The 24,797-nt window shown below is 58.1% G+C and carries 21 protein-coding genes; 1 reads left to right on the top strand and 20 read right to left on the bottom strand.

Translation table 11 applies throughout. The features are described 5' to 3' along the window. Positions 1–46 precede the first annotated feature (46 nt). The 20 genes from kdsA to rpsB all read right to left on the bottom strand — a co-directional run bounded on the left by kdsA (position 47) and on the right by rpsB (position 23,639). Complete coding sequence (kdsA, locus tag KGD89_RS06295; protein ID WP_025258962.1) at positions 47–892, bottom strand: 3-deoxy-8-phosphooctulonate synthase; 846 nt, start codon at positions 890–892, stop codon at positions 47–49. A 15-nt stretch (positions 893–907) separates the two neighbouring features. Next, positions 908–2,539, bottom strand: coding sequence for a CTP synthase (locus KGD89_RS06290; protein ID WP_025258961.1), 1,632 nt, complete (start codon positions 2,537–2,539; stop codon positions 908–910). Positions 2,540–2,802: 263 nt separating this feature from the next. Further along, on the bottom strand, positions 2,803–4,134 hold the full coding sequence (tilS, locus tag KGD89_RS06285; protein ID WP_038399761.1) for a tRNA lysidine(34) synthetase TilS: 1,332 nt from the start codon (positions 4,132–4,134) through the stop codon (positions 2,803–2,805). 140 nt (positions 4,135–4,274) lie between these two features. Continuing rightward, positions 4,275–5,222 (bottom strand): acetyl-CoA carboxylase carboxyltransferase subunit alpha, encoded by a 948-nt coding sequence (locus tag KGD89_RS06280; protein ID WP_025258960.1) that lies wholly within the window; start codon positions 5,220–5,222, stop codon positions 4,275–4,277. Between the two features lie 115 nt (positions 5,223–5,337). Beyond that, positions 5,338–8,859: a DNA polymerase III subunit alpha gene (gene dnaE, locus KGD89_RS06275; RefSeq protein WP_025258959.1), complete on the bottom strand. Its 3,522-nt coding sequence runs from the start codon at positions 8,857–8,859 to the stop codon at positions 5,338–5,340. A gap of 66 nt (positions 8,860–8,925) precedes the next feature. Next, entirely contained in the window at positions 8,926–9,576 is a 651-nt protein-coding gene (gene rnhB / locus KGD89_RS06270) for a ribonuclease HII (RefSeq protein WP_025258958.1), read from the bottom strand. A gap of 11 nt (positions 9,577–9,587) precedes the next feature. Further along, on the bottom strand, positions 9,588–10,727 hold the full coding sequence (gene lpxB, locus KGD89_RS06265; RefSeq protein WP_025258957.1) for a lipid-A-disaccharide synthase: 1,140 nt from the start codon (positions 10,725–10,727) through the stop codon (positions 9,588–9,590). A gap of 2 nt (positions 10,728–10,729) precedes the next feature. Further along, positions 10,730–11,506 (bottom strand): acyl-ACP--UDP-N-acetylglucosamine O-acyltransferase, encoded by a 777-nt coding sequence (lpxA, locus tag KGD89_RS06260; protein ID WP_025258956.1) that lies wholly within the window; start codon positions 11,504–11,506, stop codon positions 10,730–10,732. Further along, complete coding sequence (gene fabZ, locus KGD89_RS06255; protein ID WP_025258955.1) at positions 11,503–11,943, bottom strand: 3-hydroxyacyl-ACP dehydratase FabZ; 441 nt, start codon at positions 11,941–11,943, stop codon at positions 11,503–11,505. Before fabZ ends, lpxA begins: the two co-directional genes overlap by 4 nt. Before the next feature lie 110 nt (positions 11,944–12,053). Continuing rightward, complete coding sequence (gene lpxD, locus KGD89_RS06250) at positions 12,054–13,109, bottom strand: UDP-3-O-(3-hydroxymyristoyl)glucosamine N-acyltransferase (RefSeq protein WP_025258954.1); 1,056 nt, start codon at positions 13,107–13,109, stop codon at positions 12,054–12,056. Positions 13,110–13,112: 3 nt separating this feature from the next. After that, positions 13,113–13,616, bottom strand: coding sequence for an OmpH family outer membrane protein (locus KGD89_RS06245; protein WP_025258953.1), 504 nt, complete (start codon positions 13,614–13,616; stop codon positions 13,113–13,115). A 44-nt stretch (positions 13,617–13,660) separates the two neighbouring features. Further along, entirely contained in the window at positions 13,661–16,033 is a 2,373-nt protein-coding gene (bamA, locus tag KGD89_RS06240) for an outer membrane protein assembly factor BamA (protein ID WP_025258952.1), read from the bottom strand. Positions 16,034–16,108: 75 nt separating this feature from the next. Then, positions 16,109–17,461, bottom strand: a complete 1,353-nt coding sequence (gene rseP / locus KGD89_RS06235) for a sigma E protease regulator RseP (protein WP_025258951.1) — start codon at positions 17,459–17,461, stop codon at positions 16,109–16,111. 101 nt (positions 17,462–17,562) lie between these two features. After that, positions 17,563–18,750, bottom strand: coding sequence for a 1-deoxy-D-xylulose-5-phosphate reductoisomerase (ispC, locus tag KGD89_RS06230; RefSeq protein ID WP_025258950.1), 1,188 nt, complete (start codon positions 18,748–18,750; stop codon positions 17,563–17,565). After that, positions 18,747–19,562 carry a phosphatidate cytidylyltransferase gene (locus KGD89_RS06225; protein WP_025258949.1) on the bottom strand — a complete coding sequence of 272 codons (816 nt, stop codon included), beginning with the start codon at positions 19,560–19,562 and terminating at the stop codon, positions 18,747–18,749. Before KGD89_RS06225 ends, ispC begins: the two co-directional genes overlap by 4 nt. Continuing rightward, entirely contained in the window at positions 19,562–20,317 is a 756-nt protein-coding gene (gene uppS, locus KGD89_RS06220) for a polyprenyl diphosphate synthase (protein ID WP_025258948.1), read from the bottom strand. Before uppS ends, KGD89_RS06225 begins: the two co-directional genes overlap by 1 nt. A 16-nt stretch (positions 20,318–20,333) precedes the next feature. Further along, entirely contained in the window at positions 20,334–20,891 is a 558-nt protein-coding gene (gene frr, locus KGD89_RS06215; protein WP_025258947.1) for a ribosome recycling factor, read from the bottom strand. Beyond that, positions 20,888–21,631 (bottom strand): UMP kinase, encoded by a 744-nt coding sequence (gene pyrH / locus KGD89_RS06210; RefSeq protein ID WP_025258946.1) that lies wholly within the window; start codon positions 21,629–21,631, stop codon positions 20,888–20,890. The genes frr and pyrH overlap by 4 nt, the downstream gene beginning before the upstream one ends. Positions 21,632–21,835: 204 nt before the next feature. After that, complete coding sequence (tsf, locus tag KGD89_RS06205; protein ID WP_025258945.1) at positions 21,836–22,705, bottom strand: translation elongation factor Ts; 870 nt, start codon at positions 22,703–22,705, stop codon at positions 21,836–21,838. Between the two features lie 190 nt (positions 22,706–22,895). Then, positions 22,896–23,639, bottom strand: a complete 744-nt coding sequence (rpsB, locus tag KGD89_RS06200; RefSeq protein WP_213149632.1) for a 30S ribosomal protein S2 — start codon at positions 23,637–23,639, stop codon at positions 22,896–22,898. 321 nt (positions 23,640–23,960) lie between these two features. Between rpsB and map the strand changes: the two genes are divergently transcribed. Next, positions 23,961–24,743: a type I methionyl aminopeptidase gene (gene map / locus KGD89_RS06195; RefSeq protein ID WP_025258943.1), complete on the top strand. Its 783-nt coding sequence runs from the start codon at positions 23,961–23,963 to the stop codon at positions 24,741–24,743. The last annotated feature ends 54 nt before the right edge of the window (positions 24,744–24,797 follow it).

The following is a 24,797-nucleotide window of genomic DNA, read 5'->3' as shown; positions in this document are numbered from 1 at the left end:
CCCCGACACAAGGACGGGGGAACGGCACTTTACCGGAGAACCGGACTCAAGCGGTCTCGACTGCAGGAAAACTTTTGACCAGTTCATCCAGAGCCTTGAGCTGAGCCAGGAACGGCTCCAGCTTGTCCAGACGCAAAGCACAAGGGCCGTCGCATTTGGCATTGTCAGGATCTGGATGCGCTTCAAGGAACAGGCCGGCCAGATTCTGGCTGATGCCGGCCTTGGCCAGCTCCAGAACCTGGGCGCGACGGCCACCGGCCGAATCGGCGCGACCACCCGGCATTTGCAGGGAATGGGTCACGTCGAAGAACACCGGATAGTCGAACTGCTTCATGATGCCGAAGCCGAGCATGTCCACGACCAGGTTGTTGTAACCGAAGCTGGAACCACGCTCGCACAGGATCAATTGATCGTTACCGGCCTCTTCGCACTTGGTCAGGATGTGTTTCATTTCCTGAGGCGCGAGGAACTGGGCTTTCTTGATATTGATCACGGCGCCGGTCCTGGCCATCGCCACAACCAGATCGGTCTGGCGCGACAGGAAGGCCGGCAACTGGATGATGTCGCAGACTTCGGCAACCACGGCCGCCTGCTCAGGCTCATGCACGTCGGTGATCAGCGGAACATTGAAGGTCTTCTTGATCTCTTCAAAGATGCGCATGCCCGCTTCCAGGCCCGGCCCACGGTAGGACGTGACCGAAGAACGGTTGGCCTTGTCGAAGCTGGCCTTGAACACGTAAGGGATACCGAGTTTTTCGGTAACCCGCACATATTCTTCACAGACCTGCATGGCCATGTCCCGGGACTCCAGCACGTTCATGCCGCCAAACAGGACCATTGGCTTGTCGTTGGCAATCTCGATGGAGCCTACACGGATGATTTTCTGAGCCATGTTCTGATATCCCTGTCAGGCGTTCTTCTGATGTTGAGCCAGTGCAGCCTTGACGAAACCACTGAACAGCGGATGGCCGTCGCGAGGCGTCGAAGTGAACTCGGGGTGGAACTGGCACGCGACGAACCATGGATGATCCGGAGCTTCAACCACTTCGACCAGCGCGCCGTCACCGGAACGACCGGAAATCTTCAGGCCGGCTTCGATCAGTTGCGGCAGCAGGTTGTTGTTCACTTCATAACGATGGCGATGGCGCTCGACAATAACGTCGCTGGCATAGCAATCGTGAACCAGGGAGCCGGCTTCGAGCTGGCATTCCTGCGCGCCCAGACGCATGGTGCCGCCCAGATCGGAAGCTTCGGTACGGGTTTCCACAGCACCGGTAGCGTCTTCCCACTCGGTGATCAGGCCGACGACAGCGTGAGCGCTGGTACGGTCGAACTCGGTGGAGTTGGCATCCTTCCAGCCCAGCACGTTACGGGCGAACTCGATAACGGCCACTTGCATGCCCAGGCAGATACCCAGGTAAGGCACCTTGTTCTCGCGAGCGAACTGCACGGCAGTGATCTTGCCTTCGACACCACGCAGGCCGAAACCGCCAGGAACCAGGATCGCATCCACACCTTCGAGCAGGCTGGTGCCCTGGTTCTCGATGTCTTCGGAGTCGATGTAGCGCAGGTTGACCTTGGTGCGGTTGGTGATACCGGCGTGGCTCATGGCTTCGATCAACGACTTGTAGGCGTCGAGCAGTTCCATGTACTTGCCGACCATCGCGATGGTGACTTCGTGCTCCGGGTTGAGCTTGGCATCGACCACTTTGTCCCATTCGGACAGGTCGGCACCGTTGCATTGCAGGCCGAAACGCTCGACGACGAAATCGTCCAGGCCCTGGGCGTGCAGCATGCCCGGGATCTTGTAGATGGTGTCGGCGTCTTCCAGGGAAATGACCGCACGCTCTTCAACGTTGGTGAACAGCGCGATCTTGCGGCGCGAGGACACATCGACGTGGTGGTCGGAGCGGCAGATCAGCACGTCAGGCTGCAGGCCGATGGAGCGCAGTTCCTTGACCGAGTGCTGGGTAGGCTTGGTCTTGGTTTCGCCAGCGGTGGCGATATACGGAACCAGCGTCAGGTGCATCAGCATGGCGCGCTTGGCACCGATTTCGACGCGCAACTGGCGGATGGCTTCCAGAAACGGTTGCGACTCGATGTCACCCACGGTGCCGCCGATCTCGACCAGCGCGACGTCGGCATCACCGGCGCCCTTGATGATACGGCGCTTGATTTCGTCGGTGATGTGCGGGATGACCTGGATGGTCGCGCCCAGATAATCACCACGGCGCTCTTTGCGCAGGACGTGTTCGTACACACGGCCAGTGGTGAAGTTGTTGTTCTGGGTCATGGTCGTGCGGATGAACCGCTCATAGTGGCCAAGGTCCAGGTCGGTTTCTGCGCCGTCGTGGGTGACGAACACTTCACCGTGCTGGAAAGGACTCATGGTCCCCGGATCCACGTTGATGTAGGGGTCCAGCTTGAGCATGGTGACCTTAAGTCCCCTCGCCTCCAGGATGGCCGCCAATGAAGCCGAGGCAATGCCTTTCCCCAATGAAGAAACAACACCGCCCGTGACGAAGATGTAGCGCGTCATGAAAAACCCTAGAAGTCTGCGTTAAAGCGGTCAGAGCCGCCGGGGAAAGCGAAGGAAGGCCGAAGCCCCCGATTACCGACAAAATTCACGGTGCACTCCCGAAACTGCTGCGTTTGAACCGACATGCCAGAAGCTTGTCCATTGGCGCCACATTTTAAGAATCGCCCAGTAAACACTGGTTGGTAACCGGCAACTTGCGTTGGTTCAAAAGAGCCAACAGAAGCTGTATCAAGAAGGGAGCGTAGTCTACCTGAAAGGGCCTTTCAGCTCAAACTTTGGTCGCTCGTCGGTGCAATCCAGTGCAAGCGCCAGTTTCCATGGGATGCGCCGTCCAGCCCCGGCAGGTTAGCGATGGCCAACAGTTCATCGTCACGATAGAGCAGCGGCAATCTGCCGCGCACGAACAGCGGCACGCTACGTTCATTGAGCAGCCGCTTGAGATCGCGATGGCCACGACCTTCTAACTGCATGACTTCGCCGCCCTGACGGTAGCGGATCTGCAAGGGACCGGCAGGCCCGTCACCTTCGATCCACACATGACCGTTACCGGGCAGATTCAATGGACTGGATGCATCAGGCCAGAGCGACATTTCGCCAGGAGACTGTAACCAGTTGCCCGATAACCACCAGACATGCCCGTCAGCCCGATGCAATTCACCGTCGGCCAGCCGCCACAGGGGACGTGCGTCGTCGGCTGCATTGCGCAAGGTTTCCCAGCCAGCCCAGTGATCGGTATCCGGCAGACGGGTCAGCGGTGCCAGCCAGTGGCGCAGCGCATTGCGTTGCCGGGCGGCGGACAGACTGACCAGCGGCTCCAGGGCCAGCACCGGCCTACCTAACCAGACAAAGGCCGTTTCGGGTCGGGCATTGGCAAGATCCTGCTCCGCCAGTTCACCCAGCAACTGCTCGGCCTCGCCCATGTGCTCGGCAGTACGCGCCATGCTGGCGGACACCTGCGGCCAGCGCGATGCCAGCAAAGGCATGACCTGGCTGCGCAGAAAATTGCGGGAGAGTTGTTGATCCTGATTGCTGGGATCTTCGACCCAGCTCAAGCCATGCTGCCGGGCATAGTCTTCAAGCTCCCCACGGGAAACCGATAACAGCGGCCGTAACATCTGCGCCTTGCCTATGGCCCGCAGCTGCGGCATGCAGGTAAGCCCCCGAACACCGGCACCTCGCAACAGACGAAACATCAATGTCTCGGCCTGATCGTCACGATGCTGCGCCGTCAGCAGCAGATCGCCCTCACCCAGTAATTCAGTGAAAGCCGCATAACGCGCCTCACGGGCCGCCTGCTCGATGCTTGCGCCAGGCTTCACCTGCACCGCCACGCTCTGAAAGGAAACGCCCAGTTTCAGGCAGACCTGTCGACAATGTTCCGGCCAGGCATCGGCAGCGGCCTGCAGGCCGTGGTGAACATGGATGGCATTCAGAGGCGGCAAGCGCTCGCGCGTAGCAAGCTCAGCCAGGAGGTGCAGCAATACAGTGGAATCCAGGCCACCGGAGAAACCGACATGCCAGACAGGCGCGTGACGCCAGGGAGCCAGGACTTGAAGTAGTCTGACGGGAAGATAGTGACCGTCATGCTTGTACACAGAAAGGTCGCAGCCCTATAGGAGCGGATTCATCCGCGAAAGCGCCATTCATATCGCCGGATACAATGCTTTTCGCGAATGAATTCGCTCCTACAGGAATTGGCAGGAGCGGATTCATCCGCGAATAAAGCAACGCTATATCAGAGGCCGTAGCTCATCAGGCGCTCATAGCGACGTGCCAGCAGGGCATCATTATCCAACTTCTTGAGCATCGCCAACTGGCTGCTCAGCTCTGCACGAATGGTGGCAGACGCCGCAGCCGGGTCACGGTGCGCGCCGCCCAGAGGCTCGCTGATCACTTTATCAACGATACCCAGGCCCTTCAGGCGCTCGGCAGTGATACCCATGGCCTCGGCAGCATCCGGAGCCTTCTCGGCAGTTTTCCACAGAATCGACGCACAGCCTTCCGGGGAAATGACCGCATAGGTCGAATACTGCAGCATGTTCAACTGGTCGCACACGCCAATGGCCAGCGCACCACCGGAACCGCCTTCACCGATAACGGTAGCGATGATCGGCGTCTTCAGACGCGCCATGACCCGCAGGTTCCAGGCAATGGCTTCGCTCTGGTTGCGCTCTTCGGCGTCGATGCCCGGATAGGCGCCCGGCGTATCGATGAAGGTCAGGATCGGCATCTTGAAACGCTCGGCCATTTCCATCAGACGGCAGGCCTTGCGATAGCCTTCAGGACGCGGCATACCGAAGTTGCGACGCACCTTTTCACGGACTTCACGGCCTTTCTGGTGACCGATCACCATGACAGGCTGGTCTTCCAGACGAGCAATACCGCCAACAATGGCCGCGTCATCAGAGAAATGACGGTCGCCGTGCAGCTCATCGAACTCGGTGAAGATGTGTTCGATGTAGTCCAGGGTGTAAGGACGACGTGGGTGACGCGCCATGCGCGCGATCTGCCAGCTGGTCAGATTGCCGAAGATGCTTTCGGTGAGCGTATTGCTCTTGTCTTGCAGCCGGGCAATTTCATCGCTGATGTTCAGCGAGTTGTCATTACCGACCAAACGCAGTTCTTCGATCTTGGCTTGCAAGTCAGCGATAGGCTGTTCGAAATCAAGAAAATTCGGGTTCATAGGCATCCGTCTTGGGTCGACGGCCAAGAGGCCGGCCGGTTGATCCGTCAGCGCCCTGTCCCATGGAAAGAGCGCGTTCCGGTCGAGATTAAAAGTTCAGGCTGAGCCTAGTCGTTCAGCGATACTGGAGAAAGACGTTCTCACGTCCGAACTGGTCACGCAGAGCTTGAATCAAGCTGTCTGCCGGATCAATTCGCCACTCCTCGCCAAACTGCAATAATGCCTTGGCATCAGGTCCCGTGTAATCCAGCGTGATAGGGCACGCACCCCGGTGACGCTTGCACAGATCGCCCAGCCAGCGTAGCCGGTCGCCCTTGAGCGCATCGCAATGCACGGTCAGGCGCAGGCTTTCTGCCAGGTTGGTACGTGCATCCTCGATACTCATGACACGCTTGGCGCGCAGGCGCAGGCCACCGGAAAAATCGTCGTTGCTGATTTCGCCTTCGACTACCACCATAGCATCGGTCTGCAAAAGCGATTGCGCCGAATGGAACGCTTCGGCGAACAGTGAAGCTTCAATTCGTGCCGAGCGGTCGTCCAGGGTAATGAACCCCATCTTGTCGCCCTTCTTGTTCTTCATGACCCGCAGGGCAATGATCAGCCCCGCGATGGTCTGGGTATCGCGTGCGGGCTTGAGGTCGATGATCCGTTGGCGGGCGAAACGTCGGATCTCACCTTCGTACTCATCGATCGGGTGCCCGGTCAGGTAGAGCCCCAGGGTTTCCTTCTCGCCACGCAACCGATCCTTGAGGCTCAGCTCGCGGGTCTTGCGATGGTTGGCATAGACGTCGGCATCCTCTTCGACGAACAGGCCACCAAACAGGTCCGAGTGCCCGCTGTCACGGCTACGGGCAGTCTGCTCGGCAGCCTGGATCGCCTCTTCGAGCGCCGCCAGCAGCACTGAACGGTTGCGGTCGATATTGGCCTGATAGGCTTTTGGCTCTTGCTCGAAGTAAGGACCGAGACGATCAAGGGCGCCACTGCGAATCAGGCCGTCCAGCGTCCGCTTGTTGACCCGTTTGAGATCGACGCGGGCACAGAAATCGAACAGGTCCTTAAACGGACCGGCCGCACGGGCTTCGGTAATGGCCTCCACCGGCCCCTCACCCACACCTTTGATCGCGCCCAACCCGTAAAGAATCCGGCCATCGTCGCTCACCGTGAACTTGAACTCGGAAATGTTCACGTCCGGCGCATCGAGGCGCAGCTTCATGGTCCGCACTTCTTCGATCAAGGTCACGACCTTGTCGGTGTTGTGCATATCCGCAGACAACACGGCCGCCATGAACGGCGCCGGGTAATGGGTCTTGAGCCATGCGGTCTGGTAGGACACCAGACCGTAGGCGGCGGAGTGGGACTTGTTGAAGCCGTAACCGGCGAATTTCTCCACCAGGTCGAAAATGTTACCCGCCAGGTCCGGGTCGATATTGTTGGTCTTGCAGCCTTCGATGAAACCGCCGCGCTGCTTGGCCATTTCCTCGGGTTTTTTCTTACCCATCGCACGGCGCAGCATGTCGGCGCCGCCGAGGGTATAACCCGCCATGACCTGAGCGATCTGCATCACCTGTTCCTGATACAGAATGATGCCGTAGGTCGGTGCCAGTACCGGCTTGAGGCCTTCGTACTGGTAATCGACGTGGGGATAGGACAGCTCTGCACGACCGTGTTTACGGTTGATGAAGTCGTCCACCATCCCGGACTGCAAAGGCCCCGGACGGAACAGGGCCACCAGTGCGATGAGGTCTTCCAGGCAGTCGGGCTTGAGCTTCTTGATCAGCTCTTTCATGCCGCGGGATTCAAGCTGGAATACCGCGGTGGTTTCTGCCCGCTGCAACAACTGGTAGGTCGGCATGTCGTCGAGCGGGATGAAAGCGATGTCCAGAGGCTCTTCGTTGACCTTGGCGCGGTCGCGGTTGATGGTCTTGAGCGCCCAGTCAATGATGGTTAGCGTCCGCAGCCCAAGGAAGTCGAACTTCACCAGCCCCGCCGCCTCGACATCGTCCTTGTCGAACTGGGTCACCAGACCGTCGCCCGCCTCATCGCAATAGATCGGCGAGAAGTCCGTCAGCTTGGTCGGTGCAATAACCACGCCCCCGGCGTGCTTGCCGACGTTACGCACAACCCCTTCAAGCTTGAGGGCCATTTCCCAGATTTCAGCCGCTTCCTCGTCGACCTTGAGGAAGTCGCGCAGGATCTCTTCCTGCTCGTAGGCTTTTTCCAGGGTCATGCCCACTTCAAACGGAATCATTTTCGACAGACGATCAGCCAGCCCGTAGGACTTGCCCTGCACCCGCGCCACGTCACGCACCACAGCCTTGGCGGCCATGGAACCGAACGTGATGATCTGGCTTACCGCATTGCGGCCGTATTTCTCGGCCACATAATCGATCACCCGGTCGCGACCATCCATGCAGAAGTCGACGTCGAAGTCGGGCATCGATACCCGTTCCGGGTTGAGGAAGCGCTCGAACAGCAAGTCGTATTCCAGCGGGTCCAGGTCCGTGATCTTCTGCACATAGGCCACCAGCGACCCGGCGCCCGACCCACGACCCGGCCCTACCGGCACGCCGTTGTTCTTGGCCCACTGGATAAAGTCCATAACGATCAGGAAGTAACCGGGGAACCCCATCTGGATAATGATATCCAGCTCGAAATTCAGCCGGTCGACATAGACCTGGCGCTTGGCCTCATAATCTTCGGTCGTGTCCTTGGGCAGCAGAACCGACAGACGCTCCTCCAGCCCCTCGAACGACACCTTGCGGAAATATTCATCGATGGTCATGCCATCGGGGATCGGGAAGTTAGGCAGGAAGTGCGTGCCCAGCTTGACGTCGATATTGCAGCGCTTGGCGATTTCGACGGTATTTTCCAGCGCCTCGGGCAGATCGCTGAACAGCTCGGCCATTTCCTCGGGGCTTTTCAGGTACTGCTGATCGCTGTAGTTGTGGGAGCGGCGCGGGTCATCCAGCGCCCTGCCCTCACCGATGCATACACGGGTTTCATGTGCTTCGAAATCAGTCTGTTTGATGAAACGCACATCGTTGGTCGCAACCAGCGGTGCGCCATGACGATCGGCCAGGGCAACGGCAGCATGCAGATGCTCTTCGTCGTTGGTCCGGTTGGTGCGCTGCAATTCGATGTAGAAACGATCAGGGAAAATCGCCATCCACTCGCGCAACAGCTCATCGGCCTCACCCGGATTGCCGCCGAGCAGGGCCATGCCGATTTCGCCCTCCTTGGCCGCAGACAGGGCAATCAGCCCTTCATTGGCTTCGGCGATCCACTCACGCTCGACGATGATCAAGCCGTTGCGCTGGCCTTCGATAAAGCCTCGGGAAATCAGTTCGGTCAGATTGCGATAGCCCTGGGGATTCATCACCAGCAGGCTGATACGGCTGAGCTGGGCGTCTTCGTCCTTGCCTGCCAGCCACAGGTCGGCACCGCAGATCGGCTTGATGCCTGCGCCCTGGGCCGCCTTGTAGAACTTGACCAGCGAACACATGTTGTTCTGATCGGTCACCGCCACGGCAGGCATGTTCATACCGGCCAGGGCCTTGATCAGTGGTTTGACCCGGACCAGACCATCGACCAGTGAGTATTCGGTGTGCAGGCGTAGATGAACGAAAGAAGCCGGCATGGTGATCCTATAGCGCGAAAACACAAAAAACGAAGGTCAGGATTGTAGCGAGCCTTGGCCGATACGTCAGTCCTGCAACAACCCATTCGAGCTGAAGGACGAAGCAATCGAGATGGACTCACGCGCTTCCCAGGCCGCCCGTACCGGCCCGAAGGAACGACGATGAATAGGCGTCGGCCCAAGGCGGGACAGGGCTTCCAGATGCACGGCGGTCGGATAGCCCTTGTGCCCGCCCATGCCGTAACCGGGGTACATCAGCTCGAAAGCGGCCATTTCCCGGTCCCGGGTGACCTTGGCCAGAATCGATGCGGCGGCAATAGCCGGCACCTTGGCATCACCCTGCACCACCGGCGCACAGGGAATCGACAGTTGCGGGCAACGATTGCCATCGATCAATGCCAGTTTTGGCGTGATGCTCAGGCCTTCCACGGCACGCTTCATGGCCAGCATGGTGGCATGCAGAATGTTCAATTCGTCGATTTCATGGACTTCGGCGCGGGCAACGAACCAGCACAGGGCCTTCTCGCAAATCTCGTCGTACAGTTTCTCGCGACGGGCTTCGGTGAGTTTCTTGGAGTCATTGAGGCCCAGTATCGGCCTCGCAGGATCCAGAATCACCGCCGCGGTCACCACGTCGCCACAGAGCGGACCACGGCCCACTTCATCGACGCCCGCGACCAGATCCTCGACCAGATTGAAATCCAAACCTATTTGCATTGCTCGGGAACTCACAGTGAAGGCGAATGGCCAAGCAGGCTCAGCACCGCATCGGCAGCCTGATTGGAGGCGTCACGGCGCAGGGTGCGATGAATCTCGTCGAAACCTGCCGTCTGCGCCTGCCCGTCATCGAGCAGCGGCAGCAAAGTCCGGGCCAGCGCCTCGGGGGTTGCATCATCCTGCAGCAGTTCAGGCACCAGCAGGCGCTGGGCCAGCAGGTTCGGCAGGGAAACGTAAGGACTTTTGACCAGCCGCTTGAGTATCCAGAAAGTCAGCGGCGCCAGACGGTAGGCAACCACCATCGGCCGCTTGTACAACAAGGCTTCCAGGGTCGCGGTACCGGAAGCGATAAGGACCGCATCGCAAGCCGCCAATGCGGTATGGGAACCGCCATCGAGCAGCGTGACCGGTAAATCACGACCTTGCAGCAATTGCTCGACCTGCGCCTGACGCTGAGGGCTCGCGCAAGGCAGGACGAAACGTAAATCCGGACGCTGAGCCAGGAGGCGTTCGGCAGTCTCGAAGAACAGGCTCCCCAGGCGACCGACTTCACCGCCACGGCTGCCGGGCATCAGCGCAATCACCGGGCCATCAGCCAGGCCAAGCTCGGCGCGTGCAGCAGGACGATCGGACTCAAGAGGAATAGTATCGGCCAGCGGATGCCCGACAAAACGCACCGGCACGCCCTTCTCTTCGTAGAAACGGGCCTCGAACGGCAGCAGGGTCAACATCAGATCGCAGCCTTCGCGAATCTTCAGGACACGCTTCTGACGCCAGGCCCATACCGAAGGGCTGACGTAATGCACGGTCTTGATCCCGGCACGCCGCAGTTGAAGTTCGATATTGAGGGTGAAGTCAGGTGCATCGATACCGATGAACACATCGGGCTTCTCGTCGATGAGCGTCTGGACCAGCAACTTGCGTCGTGCCAGCAACTCTCGCAGACGGCCCAGCACTTCCACCAGCCCCATGACCGACAGGCGCTCCATGGGAAAGCTGGAAACCATGCCCTCGGCTTCCATCAACGGGCCACCGACACCCATGAACTCTACATCGGGATGACGTGCCTTGATGGCACGCATCAGTCCCGAACCGAGAATATCGCCGGATGCCTCTCCAGCTACCAGAGCGATGCGCAATGAACCGGCCATGATCAGCGGGTGATACCGCGGGTCGACGTCTGGATTGACTGGAGGAAGATCGCGACTTCGGGAAACAACGAAGCAGGCTCAGCCAGCTCGGCAATCGCCTGATCCACGGTCAGCCCCTGACGATAGACAGTCTTGTAGGCCTTGCGCAGTGCATGAATGGCTTCTTCGGAGAAACCACGACGGCGCATGCCCTCGAAGTTCATGCTGCGAGCTTCGGCCGGGTTGCCAAACACCGTGACAAAGGCAGGCACATCCTTGCCGATCGCCGTGCCCATGCCTGAAAAGCTGTGAGCACCGATATGGCAGAACTGATGGACCAGGGTGAATCCGGACAGGATCGCCCAGTCGTCCACATGCACGTGGCCGGCCAACGCCGTGTTGTTGACCAGAATACAGTGATTGCCGATGACGCTGTCATGCCCGATATGGGCGTAGGCCATGATCAGGTTATGGTCACCCAGAGTGGTTTCAGCGCGGTCCTGAATGGTACCGCGGTGAATCGTCACCCCTTCGCGAATCACGTTGTGATCGCCGATCACCAGGCGAGTGTCTTCGCCCTTGTACTTGAGATCGGGAGTGTCCTCACCTACCGAAGAGAACTGGTAGATGCGGTTATGCTTGCCGATCCGCGTCGGCCCCTTGAGGATGACATGCGGACCAACGACCGTACCCTCGCCAATTTCCACACCGGCTCCGATGATCGACCACGGGCCGACCTCAACATTGTCGGCCAGTACAGCCGTCGGATCGATGATTGCGCGAGGGTCAATCAAACTCATAGCTTGCGTTCCGCACAGATGATTTCTGCGGAGCATACAGGCTTACCGTCGACCGTGGCCTGGCATTCAAACTTCCAGATCTGGCGCTTGCTGCTCAGAAACTTCGCTTCCAGAACCAGCTTGTCGCCCGGAAGCACCGGCTGGCGGAAGCGCAACTTGTCCGAACCCACGAAATAGTAAATCGTGCCGTCGGCAGGTTTGGAGTCGAGCAGTTTGAAGGCAAGAATACCGGCAGCCTGAGCCATCGCTTCAATGATCAGGACCCCTGGCATGATGGGATGATCAGGGAAGTGGCCGTTGAAAAAGGGCTCGTTGACGCTGACATTCTTGTAGGCGCGAATGCTTTTGTTCTCGATATCCAGCTCTGTCACGCGATCTACCAACAGAAACGGGTAACGATGAGGCAGGTATTCGCGAATTTCTTTAATGTCCATCATTTCGAGGGGAAGCCTGTAGTAAAGATTGGGAGTGCGTCGCTACTACGCAACACTCCTCTGCATCAAGGATGGCAGTTTATCGCCTGTACACACTTGATATGAAAAAGGTATCAGCCATCAGATGAAACATTACCGTTACAGGTCACTGTCTCGACGATCTTTTCCAGTTTCTGCAGCCGACGCGCCATGTCGTCGAGCTTGCGAATGCGCGCTGCACTCTTGCGCCACTCGCCGGCTGGCTGCATCGCAGTACCGGAAGAATAGGAGCCAGGCTCGGTAATCGAGTGGGTAACCATGGTCATACCGGTGATGAATACGCCATCACAGATATCGATATGCCCCACAAGACCTACACCGCCAGCCAGCATGCAGTGTTTGCCGATTTTCGTGCTTCCCGAAATACCGACACAGGCGGCCATTGCGGTGTGATCACCGATCTGGACGTTGTGGGCAATCTGGATCTGGTTGTCGAGCTTCACGCCGTTGCCGATCCGGGTGTCGGCCAGCGCGCCACGATCGATCGCCGTGTTGACGCCGATTTCCACGTCATCACCGATGCTGACACCGCCAATCTGGGCAATCTTCTGCCAGACGCCCTTCTCGTTGGCAAAGCCGAAGCCTTCGCCGCCCAGCACTGCGCCCGACTGGATGACCACACGCTTGCCAATGCGAACATCGTGATAAAGCGTCACGCGAGGAGCGAGCCAGCCGCCCTCGCCGATCTCGCAGCGAGCACCGATGAAGCAATGAGCGCCGATAGTCACGTTCGCGCCGATCCGCGCACCGCTTTCGATCACCGCATAGGCACCGATACTGGCAGCAGGGTCTACCTGGGCGTCCTCAGCGATGAGGGCCGTGGCGTGTACACCGGCAGCAGCCTTGGGCTTGGGATCGAACAGGTGGGAGATGCGTGCATAGGCCAGATACGGATCCGGCACCAGCAGCGCATCGCCCGCGTAGCCTTCAGCGTCTGCCGGCTTCAACAGCACCGCAGCAGCCCGGGCATCCGCGAGAAACTTGCGGTACTGTGGATTTGCCAGGAAGCTGAGCTGATCAGGGCCGGCCTCTTGTAAAGTGGCCAGCCCCGTAATGTTCTTGTCCTGGTCGCCACGTAACGTGGCGCCAAGGTACTCGGCCAATTGGCCGAGTTTGATGATTGTGCTCATGGATTATTTCAGCTGATTCATGCGCTCGATGACCTGGCGAGTGACGTCATACTGAGGTTTGACATCAATCACTGCACCGCGCTCGAACACGAGGTCGAAACCACCTTTCTTGATGACTTCTTCCACTGCCTGATCCAGCTTCGGCTTCAGTTGCTTGAGCATTTCGCGGTCAGCAACGGCCTTGGCTTCGTTCAGCTCCTTGGACTGGAACTGGAAGTCGCGAGCCTTTTGCTTGAATTCAAGCTCCAGGCGCTCGCGCTCAGGCTGAGCCATCTTGTCGCCACCGCTTACCAGACGATCCTGGATGCCCTTGGCGCTGCTTTCCAGAGTCTTGAGCTTGGTCAGTTGGGGGCCGAATTTCTTCTCGGCATCCACGGCATATTTCTTGGCAGCATCGGATTCCAGCAGGGCCATCTGATAGTTCAGGACAGCGATTTTCATGTCCGCAAACGCAGGACCTGCGACGAGAACGGTTGCCAGCATTACCAATTGAGTCAACTTACGCACAATACACTCCTACAGAATTCGTTTCGTTATCAGGAATCAGACGCTTAGAAGGTCTGGCCCAGGGAGAATTGGAAAACCTGAGTTTCGGCTTCGTTGTCCGGCTTCTTGACCGGCATTGCCAGTGCGAAGCTCAGAGGACCGAGAGCGGTGATCCAGGTGACACCAACACCGACAGAACTTGCCATGCCGGAAAGGTCAATGTTGTTGCACTCGACCCTTTGACCATTGAGCGTCCTGTTGGAATCGCAATTTGAGTCAAATACGTTACCCACGTCCCAGAACACGGAAGTACGCAGGGAACGCTGATCCTTGATGAACGGCAGAGGGAACATGACCTCTACACCACCCTGAACCAGTACGTTACCACCGAATGGCAGCGGGTCCTGATCCGGGTCAGCGAGCGTACCGGCGTTGCGACCGGAACTTGGCGTGCTGCGAGGGCCCAGGGTGCTGTCCTTGAAGCCACGAACCGAGTTGAAGCCACCGGCATAGTAGTTTTCATAGAACGGCAGACCCGAGGTCGAACCGTAGCCGTCGCCATAACCCAGCTCGGTGTGCAGACGCAGGGTGTAGTTGTCGGTGATCGGGTGGAAATACTGTGCGCGGTAATCCAGTTTGTAGAACGACAGGTCGCTGCCCGGCAGAGTGGTTTCGAACACGAGGCTCTGGGAGTGACCACGGGTTGCCAGCACACCTTTGTTCAGGGTGGACTCGGACCAGCCGACGGAACCCTTGAAGTTCAGGAAGCTGTCGCCTTCCCTGTTGATGAAATCGAAGATCTCGTCAACGGTGTAGGTACCGGTCTTGATCTTGTCCTGCTGAACGTTCAGGCCGTAGGTCAGACGCGACGTCTCGCTGATCGGGTAGCCCAGGTTGATACCGGCGCCCAGGCTGTCTACCGCATAGCTCGCCACGTCGACGTCGAGTTCGTCGTAGTTGGTCGTACGATAGAAGGCGCTGTAGCCCAGGCTCACACCATCGGCAGTCCAGTACGGATCGACATAGCTGAAGTTGTAACGGCTCTGGTATTCGCTACGGGTCAGGCCGATGCTGACACGGTTACCTGTACCCAGAAAGTTGTTCTGGCTGATGGAGCCACCGAGGATCAGACCGGCGCTCTGTGCAAAACCGACGCTGGCGGTGATAGAACCGGAAGCCTGCTCTTCAACTGCGTAGTTGACGTCCACCTGATCATCGGTGCCCGGCACGGCAGGCGTTTCGACGTTCACTTCCTTGAAGAAGCCCAGACGGTCCAGACGGGTTTTCGACTGGTCGATCAGGTAGGTCGAAGCCCAGCCGCCTTCCATCTGACGCATTTCGCGACGCAGCACTTCGTCCGCAGACTTGGTGTTACCACGGAAGTTGATACGGTTCACGTAGGCACGCTTGCCCGGATCGACCACGAAAGTGATGTCGACGGTATGGTCTTCGTTGTTCGGAGTCGGTACGCCGTTGACGTTGGCGAAGGTGTAGCCTTCGTTACCCAGACGACGGGTGATCAGCTCGGAAGTAGTGGTCATGACCTTGCGTGAGAACACCTGACCCGGCTGAACCAGCAACAGGGACTTGACCTGATCTTCAGGTACTTTCAGGTCGCCGCTGAGCTTGACCGACTTGACGCTGTATTTTTCGCCTTCGTTGACGTTGACCGTGATGTACACGTTCTTCTTGTCAGGCGTGATCGAAACCTGGGTCGAGGCGATATCCATGTTGATATAGCCGCGGTCCAGGTAGTAGGAACGCAGACGCTCGAGGTCGCCGGAAAGTTTTTCACGGGCGTACTTGTCGTCGTTCTTGAAGAAGGAAAGCCAGTTGGTGGTCTTGAGTTCAAACAGGTCGATCAGGTCTTCATCGGGGAAAACCGAGTTGCCCACCACGTTGATGTGCTGAATGGCAGCAACGGTGCCTTCATTGATGTTGATCTTCAGGCCGACACGGTTGCGCGGCTGAGGAACGACCTCGGCAGCAACTTCGGCAGAGTAACGGCCCTGGGCAACGTATTGACGTTGCAGCTCGTTACGCACGCCTTCGAGGGTCGCACGCTGGAAGATCTCACCTTCGGCCAGACCGGACTGTTTCAGCCCTTTCATCAGGTCTTCGGTGGAAATCGCCTTGTTGCCTTCGATTTCGATGCTCGCAACGGAAGGGCGCTCGACGACAGTAATGACAAGAACATTGCCATCACGTCCCAGCTGGATATCTTGAAAGAAACCGGTTTTGAACAACGCACGAGTAGCGTCAACCAGACGACCATCATCCGCCTGCTCACCCACGTTGAGCGGCAAGGCACCAAAGACGCTACCGGCGGACACCCGCTGCAGGCCGTTGACACGGATATCGGAGATGGTGAAGGACTCGGCGTGAACTTCGGCGATCATCAGTACGGCAAGAACCGCAGTTAGCAGCAGACGTTTCATGAAGTCCTTTCTTATTCCAACTGGCAATAAACAAACTGCCGCAAAATGCGGCAGATTTCGCAATACAGCAAGGACTTACAGTCGTCCCAGATCGTTGACCAGCGCGAGCAACATAACGCCCACCACCAGACTGATACCGATCTGAACTCCCCAACCTTGTACCTTTTCCGAAAGGGGGCGACCACGTGCCCACTCGATCAGATAAAACAGCAAATGCCCCCCATCAAGCACGGGGATCGGCAATAGATTCAGAACACCCAGGCTTATGCTCAGATAAGCGAGGAAGTTCAGGAAATCGCCAATGCCCGACTGGGCTGAAGCGCCCGCCACTTTAGCAATGGTTATCGGTCCACTCAAGTTTTTTACCGAGAGCTCGCCGAACAACATTTTCCTGAGCGAATCCAGTGTCAGCACGCTCATGTTCCAGGTACGGCTGGCACCCTCGGCCACAGCGGCCAGAGGACCGTAGCTGACCTCGCGCAACATCTCGGGCGGCCAGTCGACACCTTTGACACCGGCCCCCAGGTAACCCGTTGCAGCTTTGCCCTCGCCACGCGCCGCCAGGGTCAGCGGAACGTCGAGTTGCGCACCGTCACGTTCGATTCGCAGAGAAATTCTTGCATCCGGGCGCTCGCGGACCCAGTCGACGACCTGTTGCCATTCGTTGAGCGGCTTGCCATCGACTGCCAGCAGCAGATCGCCGGTTTTCAGACCTGCCGCCTGGGCAGGGCCTTTGGGATCGAGTTCAGCCAATACCGGCGCCAGGGCCGGACGCCATGGGCGAATACCCAGGGAGCGGATCGGATCAGGCTCTTCGGCCCCCTTGAGCCAGTTATCCAGCGTCAGGGTGTGCGCGGTATCCACCGTCGAGCCCTCATCGCGAACCTTGACCGCAATGGTGCCGCTCTCGCCAAGGCGACGGACCAGTTGAAGATTGACGGCAGACCAGCCCGAAGTTGCCTTGCCGTCTACCGAAACGATTTCCTGGCCTGGGTTCAGACCGGCCTGCTGAGCGATACTGCCCGCCTCCACTGCACCGATGACCGGGCGAACCTGCTGGCTGCCCAGCATGGCCAGCGCCCAGAAAAACACGATGGCCAGCAGAAAGTTGGCGGCAGGGCCGGCAATGACGATAGCAATGCGCTGATACACAGTCTTGCGATTGAACGACTGATCAGCCAGATGCTCAGGCACATCGCCTTCGCGCTCATCGAGCATCTTGACGTAGCCGCCCAGAGGAATCGCTGCCACGACGAACTCGGTCCCGTGGCGGTCATGCCAGCGAACCAGCGGCGTACCGAACCCCACCGAAAAGCGGAGAACCTTGACGCCACAACGCCGGGCCACCCAGAAGTGACCGAATTCGTGAAAGGTAACCAGCACACCCAGAGCAATCAGGGTGCCAATGATCATATATAGCGCGCTCATCAACCTTCTCCGGGTGCCGGGATGCCGGCAACTGTGTTTATCATCGCAGCCGCAAAAGCCTGCTCCCGATGCATCACATCGACCCTGTCATCCATGTTCAGTTATCGTCCGTTTCGTTCCAGCCAAAGCCCTGCCAGAACACGCGCCTTTGCATCGGCCGCAAACACCGCATCGAGCTCTTCGACCGCAACGGCAGGCTCGAGATTCAGAACTTCCTCGATCATACCCGCGATTTCCAGATAACCAATACGCCTGTCGAGAAATGCAGCGACAGCCACTTCATTCGCAGCATTGAGCATGGCCGGAGCACTTCCTCCTGCCTGAGCCGCCTGCCGGGCCAGTCGCAGGCACGGAAAACGCTCCTCGTCAGGCTCCTCGAAATCCAGTTGACCGATACGGAACAGGTCCAGCGGCGAAACGCCAGAATCCATCCGCTGCGGCCAGGCCAGCGCATTGGCAATCGGGGTACGCATGTCCGGATTGCCAAGCTGCGCCAATACCGAACCATCCACATAATCCACCATCGAGTGGATCACGCTCTGGGGATGAATGACGACTTCAACCTGATCCGGGCGAGCATCGAACAGCCAGCAGGCTTCGATCAGTTCAAGCCCCTTGTTCATCATGGTCGCCGAATCCACGGAGATCTTGCGCCCCATGGACCAGACAGGATGCGCGCAGGCCTGCTCGGGAGTAACGTCATGCAGTTGCGCCAAAGGCGTCTTGCGAAACGGCCCGCCCGACGCGGTCAGGAGAATGCGCCTGACACCCACGACACTCAGGCCACGGGAAAAATCTCCCGGCAGGCATTGAAAGATCGCATTGTGCTCACTGTCGATAGGCAACAGCACCGCACCGCTTTGCCGGACGGCCTGTATGAACAGGGCGCCGGACATGACCAGCGCTTCCTTGTTTGCCAACAGAACCTTCTTGCCTGCCTCGACGGCCGCCAGTGTCGGCCGCAGACCGGCTGCACCGACAATGGCCGCCATGACAGCATCGACCTGAGGATGTGCGGACACTTCACACAATCCGCCCTCCCCCACCAGCACACGGGTATCGAGCCCGGCAGCAGCAAGATCATCCTGCAACTTGCGGGCGACATCCTGGGTAGGCACCACGGCAAAACGCGGCGTGTGCGTGATGCACAACGCCAGCAATTCCTTCAGGCGGGTGAAGCCGGTCAGTGCGAAAACCTGATACCGGCCCGGATGACGAGCGATGACATCCAGCGTGCTGAGACCAATCGAACCGGTAGCACCCAGGACGGTAATCTGTTGCGGCTTCACAGCACACCCCAGTCAGCAGCCCAGAGCAGCACGGCAAAAACCGGAATGGCAGCCGTCAGGCTGTCGATACGATCCAGCACGCCGCCATGACCGGGCAGCAGGTTGCTGCTGTCCTTGACGCCGGCCTGACGCTTGAACATGCTTTCGGTCAGGTCGCCGACCACGGAAATCAGGACGATGGCAGCCGCGCCCAGAAGAGCGACGATCAACTGCGAAACCGACCAGCCGCGGGAAAGACCTACGCCAGCAGTAATAAGCAGACTGACCACCAGACCACCATAAACACCTTCCCAGCTTTTACCCGGACTGACCTTGGGTGCCAGCTTGCGCTTGCCAAATGCCTTGCCGGAGAAATAGGCGCCAATGTCCGCCGCCCATACCAGCACCATGACCGCCAGAATCAATCCATTGCCCAGAGGCCATTGCTTGATAAGGATAAGTCCTTGCCAGGCAGGCAGCAGGATCAACAGACCAATGACCAGTTTGCAGGCAGCGCTCGCCCAGTAATCACTGGAGTCGGGGAATGTCAGAACCAGAAAGGTCGCCGCACACCACCAGATAACCGCCGCGACGAGAATCCAGGGCGCAAGGCCCGGCACCAGATACATGAGAAACAGCAACAAGGCGACTGCAGCGGCATAAGCCACTCGCATGCCTTGGGAAACAAGCCCTGCAAGCCTTGCCCATTCCCAGGCACCCAGCACCACGACCAGACCGATGAACAGGGCGAAGTCGGCGCCCTTGAGCAGGAAGAACCCGCAAAGAGCGACCGGCAGCAGGATGAGCGCAGTGATGATCCGTTGTTTCAGCATTAAACCCGGGCTCCAGCTTCGACCTGTTCGCTGGTTTTACCGAAGCGACGTTGGCGCGAAGCGAAATCGGCCAGCGCAGCGCGCATGGCATCGTGTTTGAAGTCCGGCCAGAACAGGTCGGAAAAATACAGCTCGGCATAAGCCAACTGCCAGAGCAGGAAGTTACTGATGCGGTGCTCGCCACCCGTACGGATACACAGGTCCGGCAACGGCAGATCGCCGGTTGCCAGACAGGTCTGCAACAGTTCGGGGGTGATGTCTTCAGGCTGCAGATGCCCGGCCTGAACCTCGCGGGACAGACGCTGGGCAGCCTGGGCGATATCCCACTGCCCACCATAATTGGCCGCGACCTGCAGGACGAAACTGTTGTTGCCAGCCGTCTGCTGCTCCGCCTCACGCATGGCCGCCTGAAGCTCGGGATGGAAGCGCGAGCGATCACCAATGATGCGCAGGCTGATGCCATTCTCGTTCAGACGACGGGTTTCGCGCCGCAGGGCTGTGAAGAACAACTCCATCAAGGCCCCGACCTCCTCGGCCGGACGCTGCCAGTTTTCGCTGGAGAACGCGAACAACGTCAGCACCTCGACCTTGGCCTCGGCACACACCTCAATGACCGCACGCACGGCATCAACGCCTGCCTTGTGACCCGCAACACCTGGCAGCAGACGCTTCTTGGCCCAGCGATTATTACCATCCATGATAATCGCGACATGACGCGGCACCGAAGACGATGCGGCCGGTTTTGTCTTTTCCATGAAAGCGCCCCGAACCTTATACGGCCATCAGGTCTGCTTCTTTCTGCTTCACCGCCACTTCGATGTCCGCAACGAACTTGTCGGTCAGTTTCTGGATGTCATCAGCAGCACGACGCTCTTCGTCTTCGCTGATTTCCTTTTCCTTGACCAGATCCTTGTACTGGCTCAGCGCGTCACGACGGATGTTTCGTACGGCAACACGTGCATCTTCGGCAGCGTCACGAGCCTGCTTGGTGAAGCCCTTGCGGGTTTCTTCGGTCAGGGCCGGCATGCTGATCAGCAGCAGTTCGCCCAGGTTGGTAGGGTTGAAGCCCAGACCGGAGCTCTGGATTGCCTTGTCGACCGCGCCCAGCATGTTGCGCTCGAACGCCACGACCTGAAGGGTACGGGAGTCCTTGACGGTGATGTTGGCCACTTGCTTGATCGGGGTATCGGAGCCGTAGTAAGGCACCATGACACCTTCGAGGATATCCGGGTGCGCCTTGCCAGTACGAATGCGGCTGAATGCGTGCGCCAGCGACTCGAGGCTCTTCTGCATACGAGTCTGAGCGTCTTTCTTGATTTCGTTGATCATTGTTGAACTTCCTCGATCAGGGTTCCTTCAGCGCCACCATGTACGATATTCAGCAGGGCGCCGGGTTTGTTCATATTGAAGACGCGCAACGGCATCTTGTGATCGCGACACAGGCAGATAGCCGTCAGATCCATTACACCCAGCTTGCGATCCAGCACTTCATCGTAAGACAGATGATCGAACTTCTCGGCATTCGGGTCCTTGAACGGGTCTGCGGTGTAGACGCCATCGACCTTGGTCGCCTTGAGGACGACATCGGCATCGATTTCGATCGCTCGCAGGCAGGCAGCCGAATCCGTAGTGAAAAACGGATTGCCGGTTCCGGCAGCAAAGATGACGACTTCCTTGGAATTGAGATGGCGCATGGCCTTGCGACGATCGTAGTGATCGGTCACGCCCATCATGGAGATGGCGGACATCACGATAGCCGAGATGTTGGCCCGCTCCAGCGCGTCACGCATTGCCAGAGCATTCATCACAGTGGCCAGCATGCCCATGTGATCGCCCGTTACCCGATCCATGCCGGCGGCACTCAGGGCTGCGCCACGAAACAGGTTGCCACCGCCGATAACCAGCCCGACCTGAACGCCGATACCCACCAGCTGGCCGACTTCCAGCGCCATGCGATCCAGTACCTTGGGGTCGATACCGAAATCTTCCGACCCCATCAGGGCCTCGCCGCTAAGCTTGAGTAGAATGCGTTTATAGCGAGCCTGATAACCACTGCCCTGCTGAGCCATTGCGAATCTCTCCTGCGGCGTTTTCTGAAAAAAATCTGTGCGGGCCGTTTCAGGCCTGCGCTTACTCTAGCTTGACGCTGCAAGAGCGTCTGGAGAATGCAGCCTTACCGGCCAATTCTCAAAGGGAAATTCCCTTTCTTTTTTGACAAAGAGGCCGCGCGCGTGAGCGGGCAGCCTCTTTGGGGCGACAGTTGTAAAACCGTCTTACTTCTGGCTTGCAGCTACTTGAGCAGCAACTTCTTCAGCGAAGTTGTCGACTGGCTTCTCGATGCCTTCGCCCACTTTGAAGTAGGTGAAAGAAACGATTTCAGCGCCAGCTTTCTTCGCCAGAGCACCAACGGTGATTTCCGGGTTCTTGACGAATGCTTGCTCAACCAGGCTGGCTTCGGCCAGGAACTTGGTGATACGACCGCTCACCATTTTCTCGACGATTTCAGCAGGCTTGCCTTTGATCTTGTCTTCGTTCAGTTGCAGGAAGACGCCCTTCTCGCGCTCGATCGCTTCAGCCGAAACTTCCGAAGGCAGCAGGAACTCAGGGTTGCTTGCAGCAGCGTGCATGGCGATGTCTTTGGCCAGCTCGGCGTCACCGCCTTTCAGAGCCACGACTACACCGATCTTGTTGCCGTGCAGGTAAGCATTGACCACGTCACCTTCGATGCGAGCCAGGCGACGGATGTTGACGTTTTCGCCAACCTTGGCAACCAGGGCGGTACGCTCGGCTTCCTGAGCTTCGATCAGCGGAGCTGCGTCAGTCAGCTTGTCAGCGAAAGCTTTTTCGATGCTGCTGTTCACGAAGTTCTTGAAGTCGTCCTGCAGAGCCAGGAAGTCGGTCTGGGAGTTGACTTCGATGATGACAGCAGCTTTGCCGTCTGCACCGACTTTAACGCCGATAGCGCCTTCAGCAGCAACGTTGCCTGCTTTCTTGGCAGCCTTGATGGCGCCGGAAGCACGCATGTCGTCGATGGCTTTTTCGATGTCGCCGCCAGCCTTGGTCAAGGCCTTTTTGCAATCCATCATGCCTTCGCCGGTACGCTCGCGCAGTTCTTTGACCAACGCTGCAGTAATCTCTGCCATTTCAAAATCCTCTTGGATAGGTTTTCAACCATTCCACCCGGGTAAACGGGCGTTCAAATTCTTGAAAAATCAGGGTGACAGCAACACATGACAAGCAGCCCACGGTCACGCCAACAAATCATTTTCGAGGGGGCAAAAAGGGGGCCAAGCCCCCTTTTCGCGTACTGAGTAAACGCTAAGCGTTTGTTACTCAGCCTTCTACAGCTGCTGCAGCTGGAGCTTCTTCGACGTATACGTCGGTGCCGCCAGCGACATTGTTGCGACCACGGATAACAGCGTCAGCCATCGAACCCATGTACAGCTGGATAGCGCGGATTGCGTCATCGTTGCCTGGGATGATGTAGTCAACGCCTTCCGGGCTGCTGTTGGTATCGACTACGCCGATAACCGGGATGCCCAGTTTGTTGGCTTCGGTGATAGCAATGCGCTCGTGATCAACGTCGATAACGAACAGTGCATCAGGCAGACCGCCCATGTCCTTGATACCACCCAAGCTGCGATCCAGTTTTTCCAGATCACGGGTGCGCATCAGGGCTTCTTTCTTGGTCAGCTTGGCGAAAGTACCGTCTTCAGCCTGTACTTCCAGCTCGCGCAGACGTTTGATCGACTGACGGATGGTCTTGAAGTTGGTCAGCATGCCGCCCAACCAGCGGTGATCGACGTACGGCGAACCGCAACGTGCTGCTTCTTCAGCAACGATCTTGCCAGCGGAACGCTTGGTGCCGACGAACAGAATCTTGTTTTTGCCCTGAGCCAGGCGCTCAACGAAAGTCAGAGCTTCGTTGAACATTGGCAGGCTTTTTTCAAGGTTGATGATGTGAATCTTGTTACGCGCGCCGAAAATGTACTTACCCATTTTCGGATTCCAGTAACGGGTTTGGTGACCGAAGTGCACACCAGCCTTCAGCATATCGCGCATATTGACTTGGGACATGATAGTTCCTTGATAAGTCGGGTTAGGCCTCCACGTATCCCAATGACCAACCAGTGGCGAGCCGCCAAAGGCACCCAGGTCATCGTGTCGACACGTGTGTGGGTTTAAGCTTCCAGGACGGACCTTGGAAAGCGGCGCATTTTATATCACAAAAGGAAAGCCAGCGAAACCCGAATCACACGCTTGTTTCTCCATCCTTTTGAAAACAGACAGATTCCCCTGTGTTTCCTTTATAGAAGGAAGCGCTAGTCATGAGCCCGGGTCTGATAGAATCGTCACTTTTCGCATTGACCGCGTGCAACCACGCAGAGAGAAATTCGAATGACCGTGACCCTCAAGACTCCAGAAGACATCGAAAAGATGCGCATCGCCGGTCGTCTGGCCGCCGAAGTACTGGAAATGATCACCCCCCACGTCAAGCCCGGTGTCACCACCGAAGAACTCGACCGCATCTGCCACGACTACATCGTCAACGAACAACAGGCGATTCCGGCGCCGCTCAACTACAAAGGCTTCCCCAAGTCGATCTGCACCTCGATCAACCATGTGGTCTGCCATGGCATTCCCGGCGAGAAGCAGCTCAAGAATGGCGACACCCTGAATATCGACATCACCGTCATCAAGGACGGTTATCACGGTGACACCAGCAAGATGTTTCACGTAGGCAAGGTGCCTGAGTGGGCCGAGCGCCTGTCGAAGATCACTCAGGAATGCCTGTACAAGGCCATCGAGATCGTCCGTCCGGGCACGCGCCTGGGGGATATCGGTTCGGTGATCCAGAAGCACGCCGAAAAGAACGGCTTCTCCGTCGTTCGTGAATTCTGCGGCCACGGCATCGGCAAGGTCTTTCACGAAGAACCGCAGGTACTGCATTATGGCGAGGCTGGCACCGGCATCGAGCTGCTTGAAGGCATGACCTTCACCATCGAGCCGATGATCAACCAGGGTCGCGCCGACACCAAGATTCTCGGCGACGGCTGGACCGCTATCACCAAGGATCGCAAACTCTCGGCACAATGGGAGCACACGATTCTGGTGACCGCTGACGGCTATGAGATTTTCACCCTGCGCAGCGACGACACCATCGCGCGGACATCAGCCTGACACGACCTGTTCGCCCGACACCCAGCCCGCACAGCCAGATATAGATATAAAGGA

The organism is Pseudomonas cichorii (assembly GCF_018343775.1).
In the GTDB taxonomy this organism is placed as follows: Bacteria; Pseudomonadota; Gammaproteobacteria; order Pseudomonadales; family Pseudomonadaceae; genus Aquipseudomonas; species Aquipseudomonas cichorii.
This window is presented reverse-complemented; position numbering and strand designations above follow the sequence as displayed.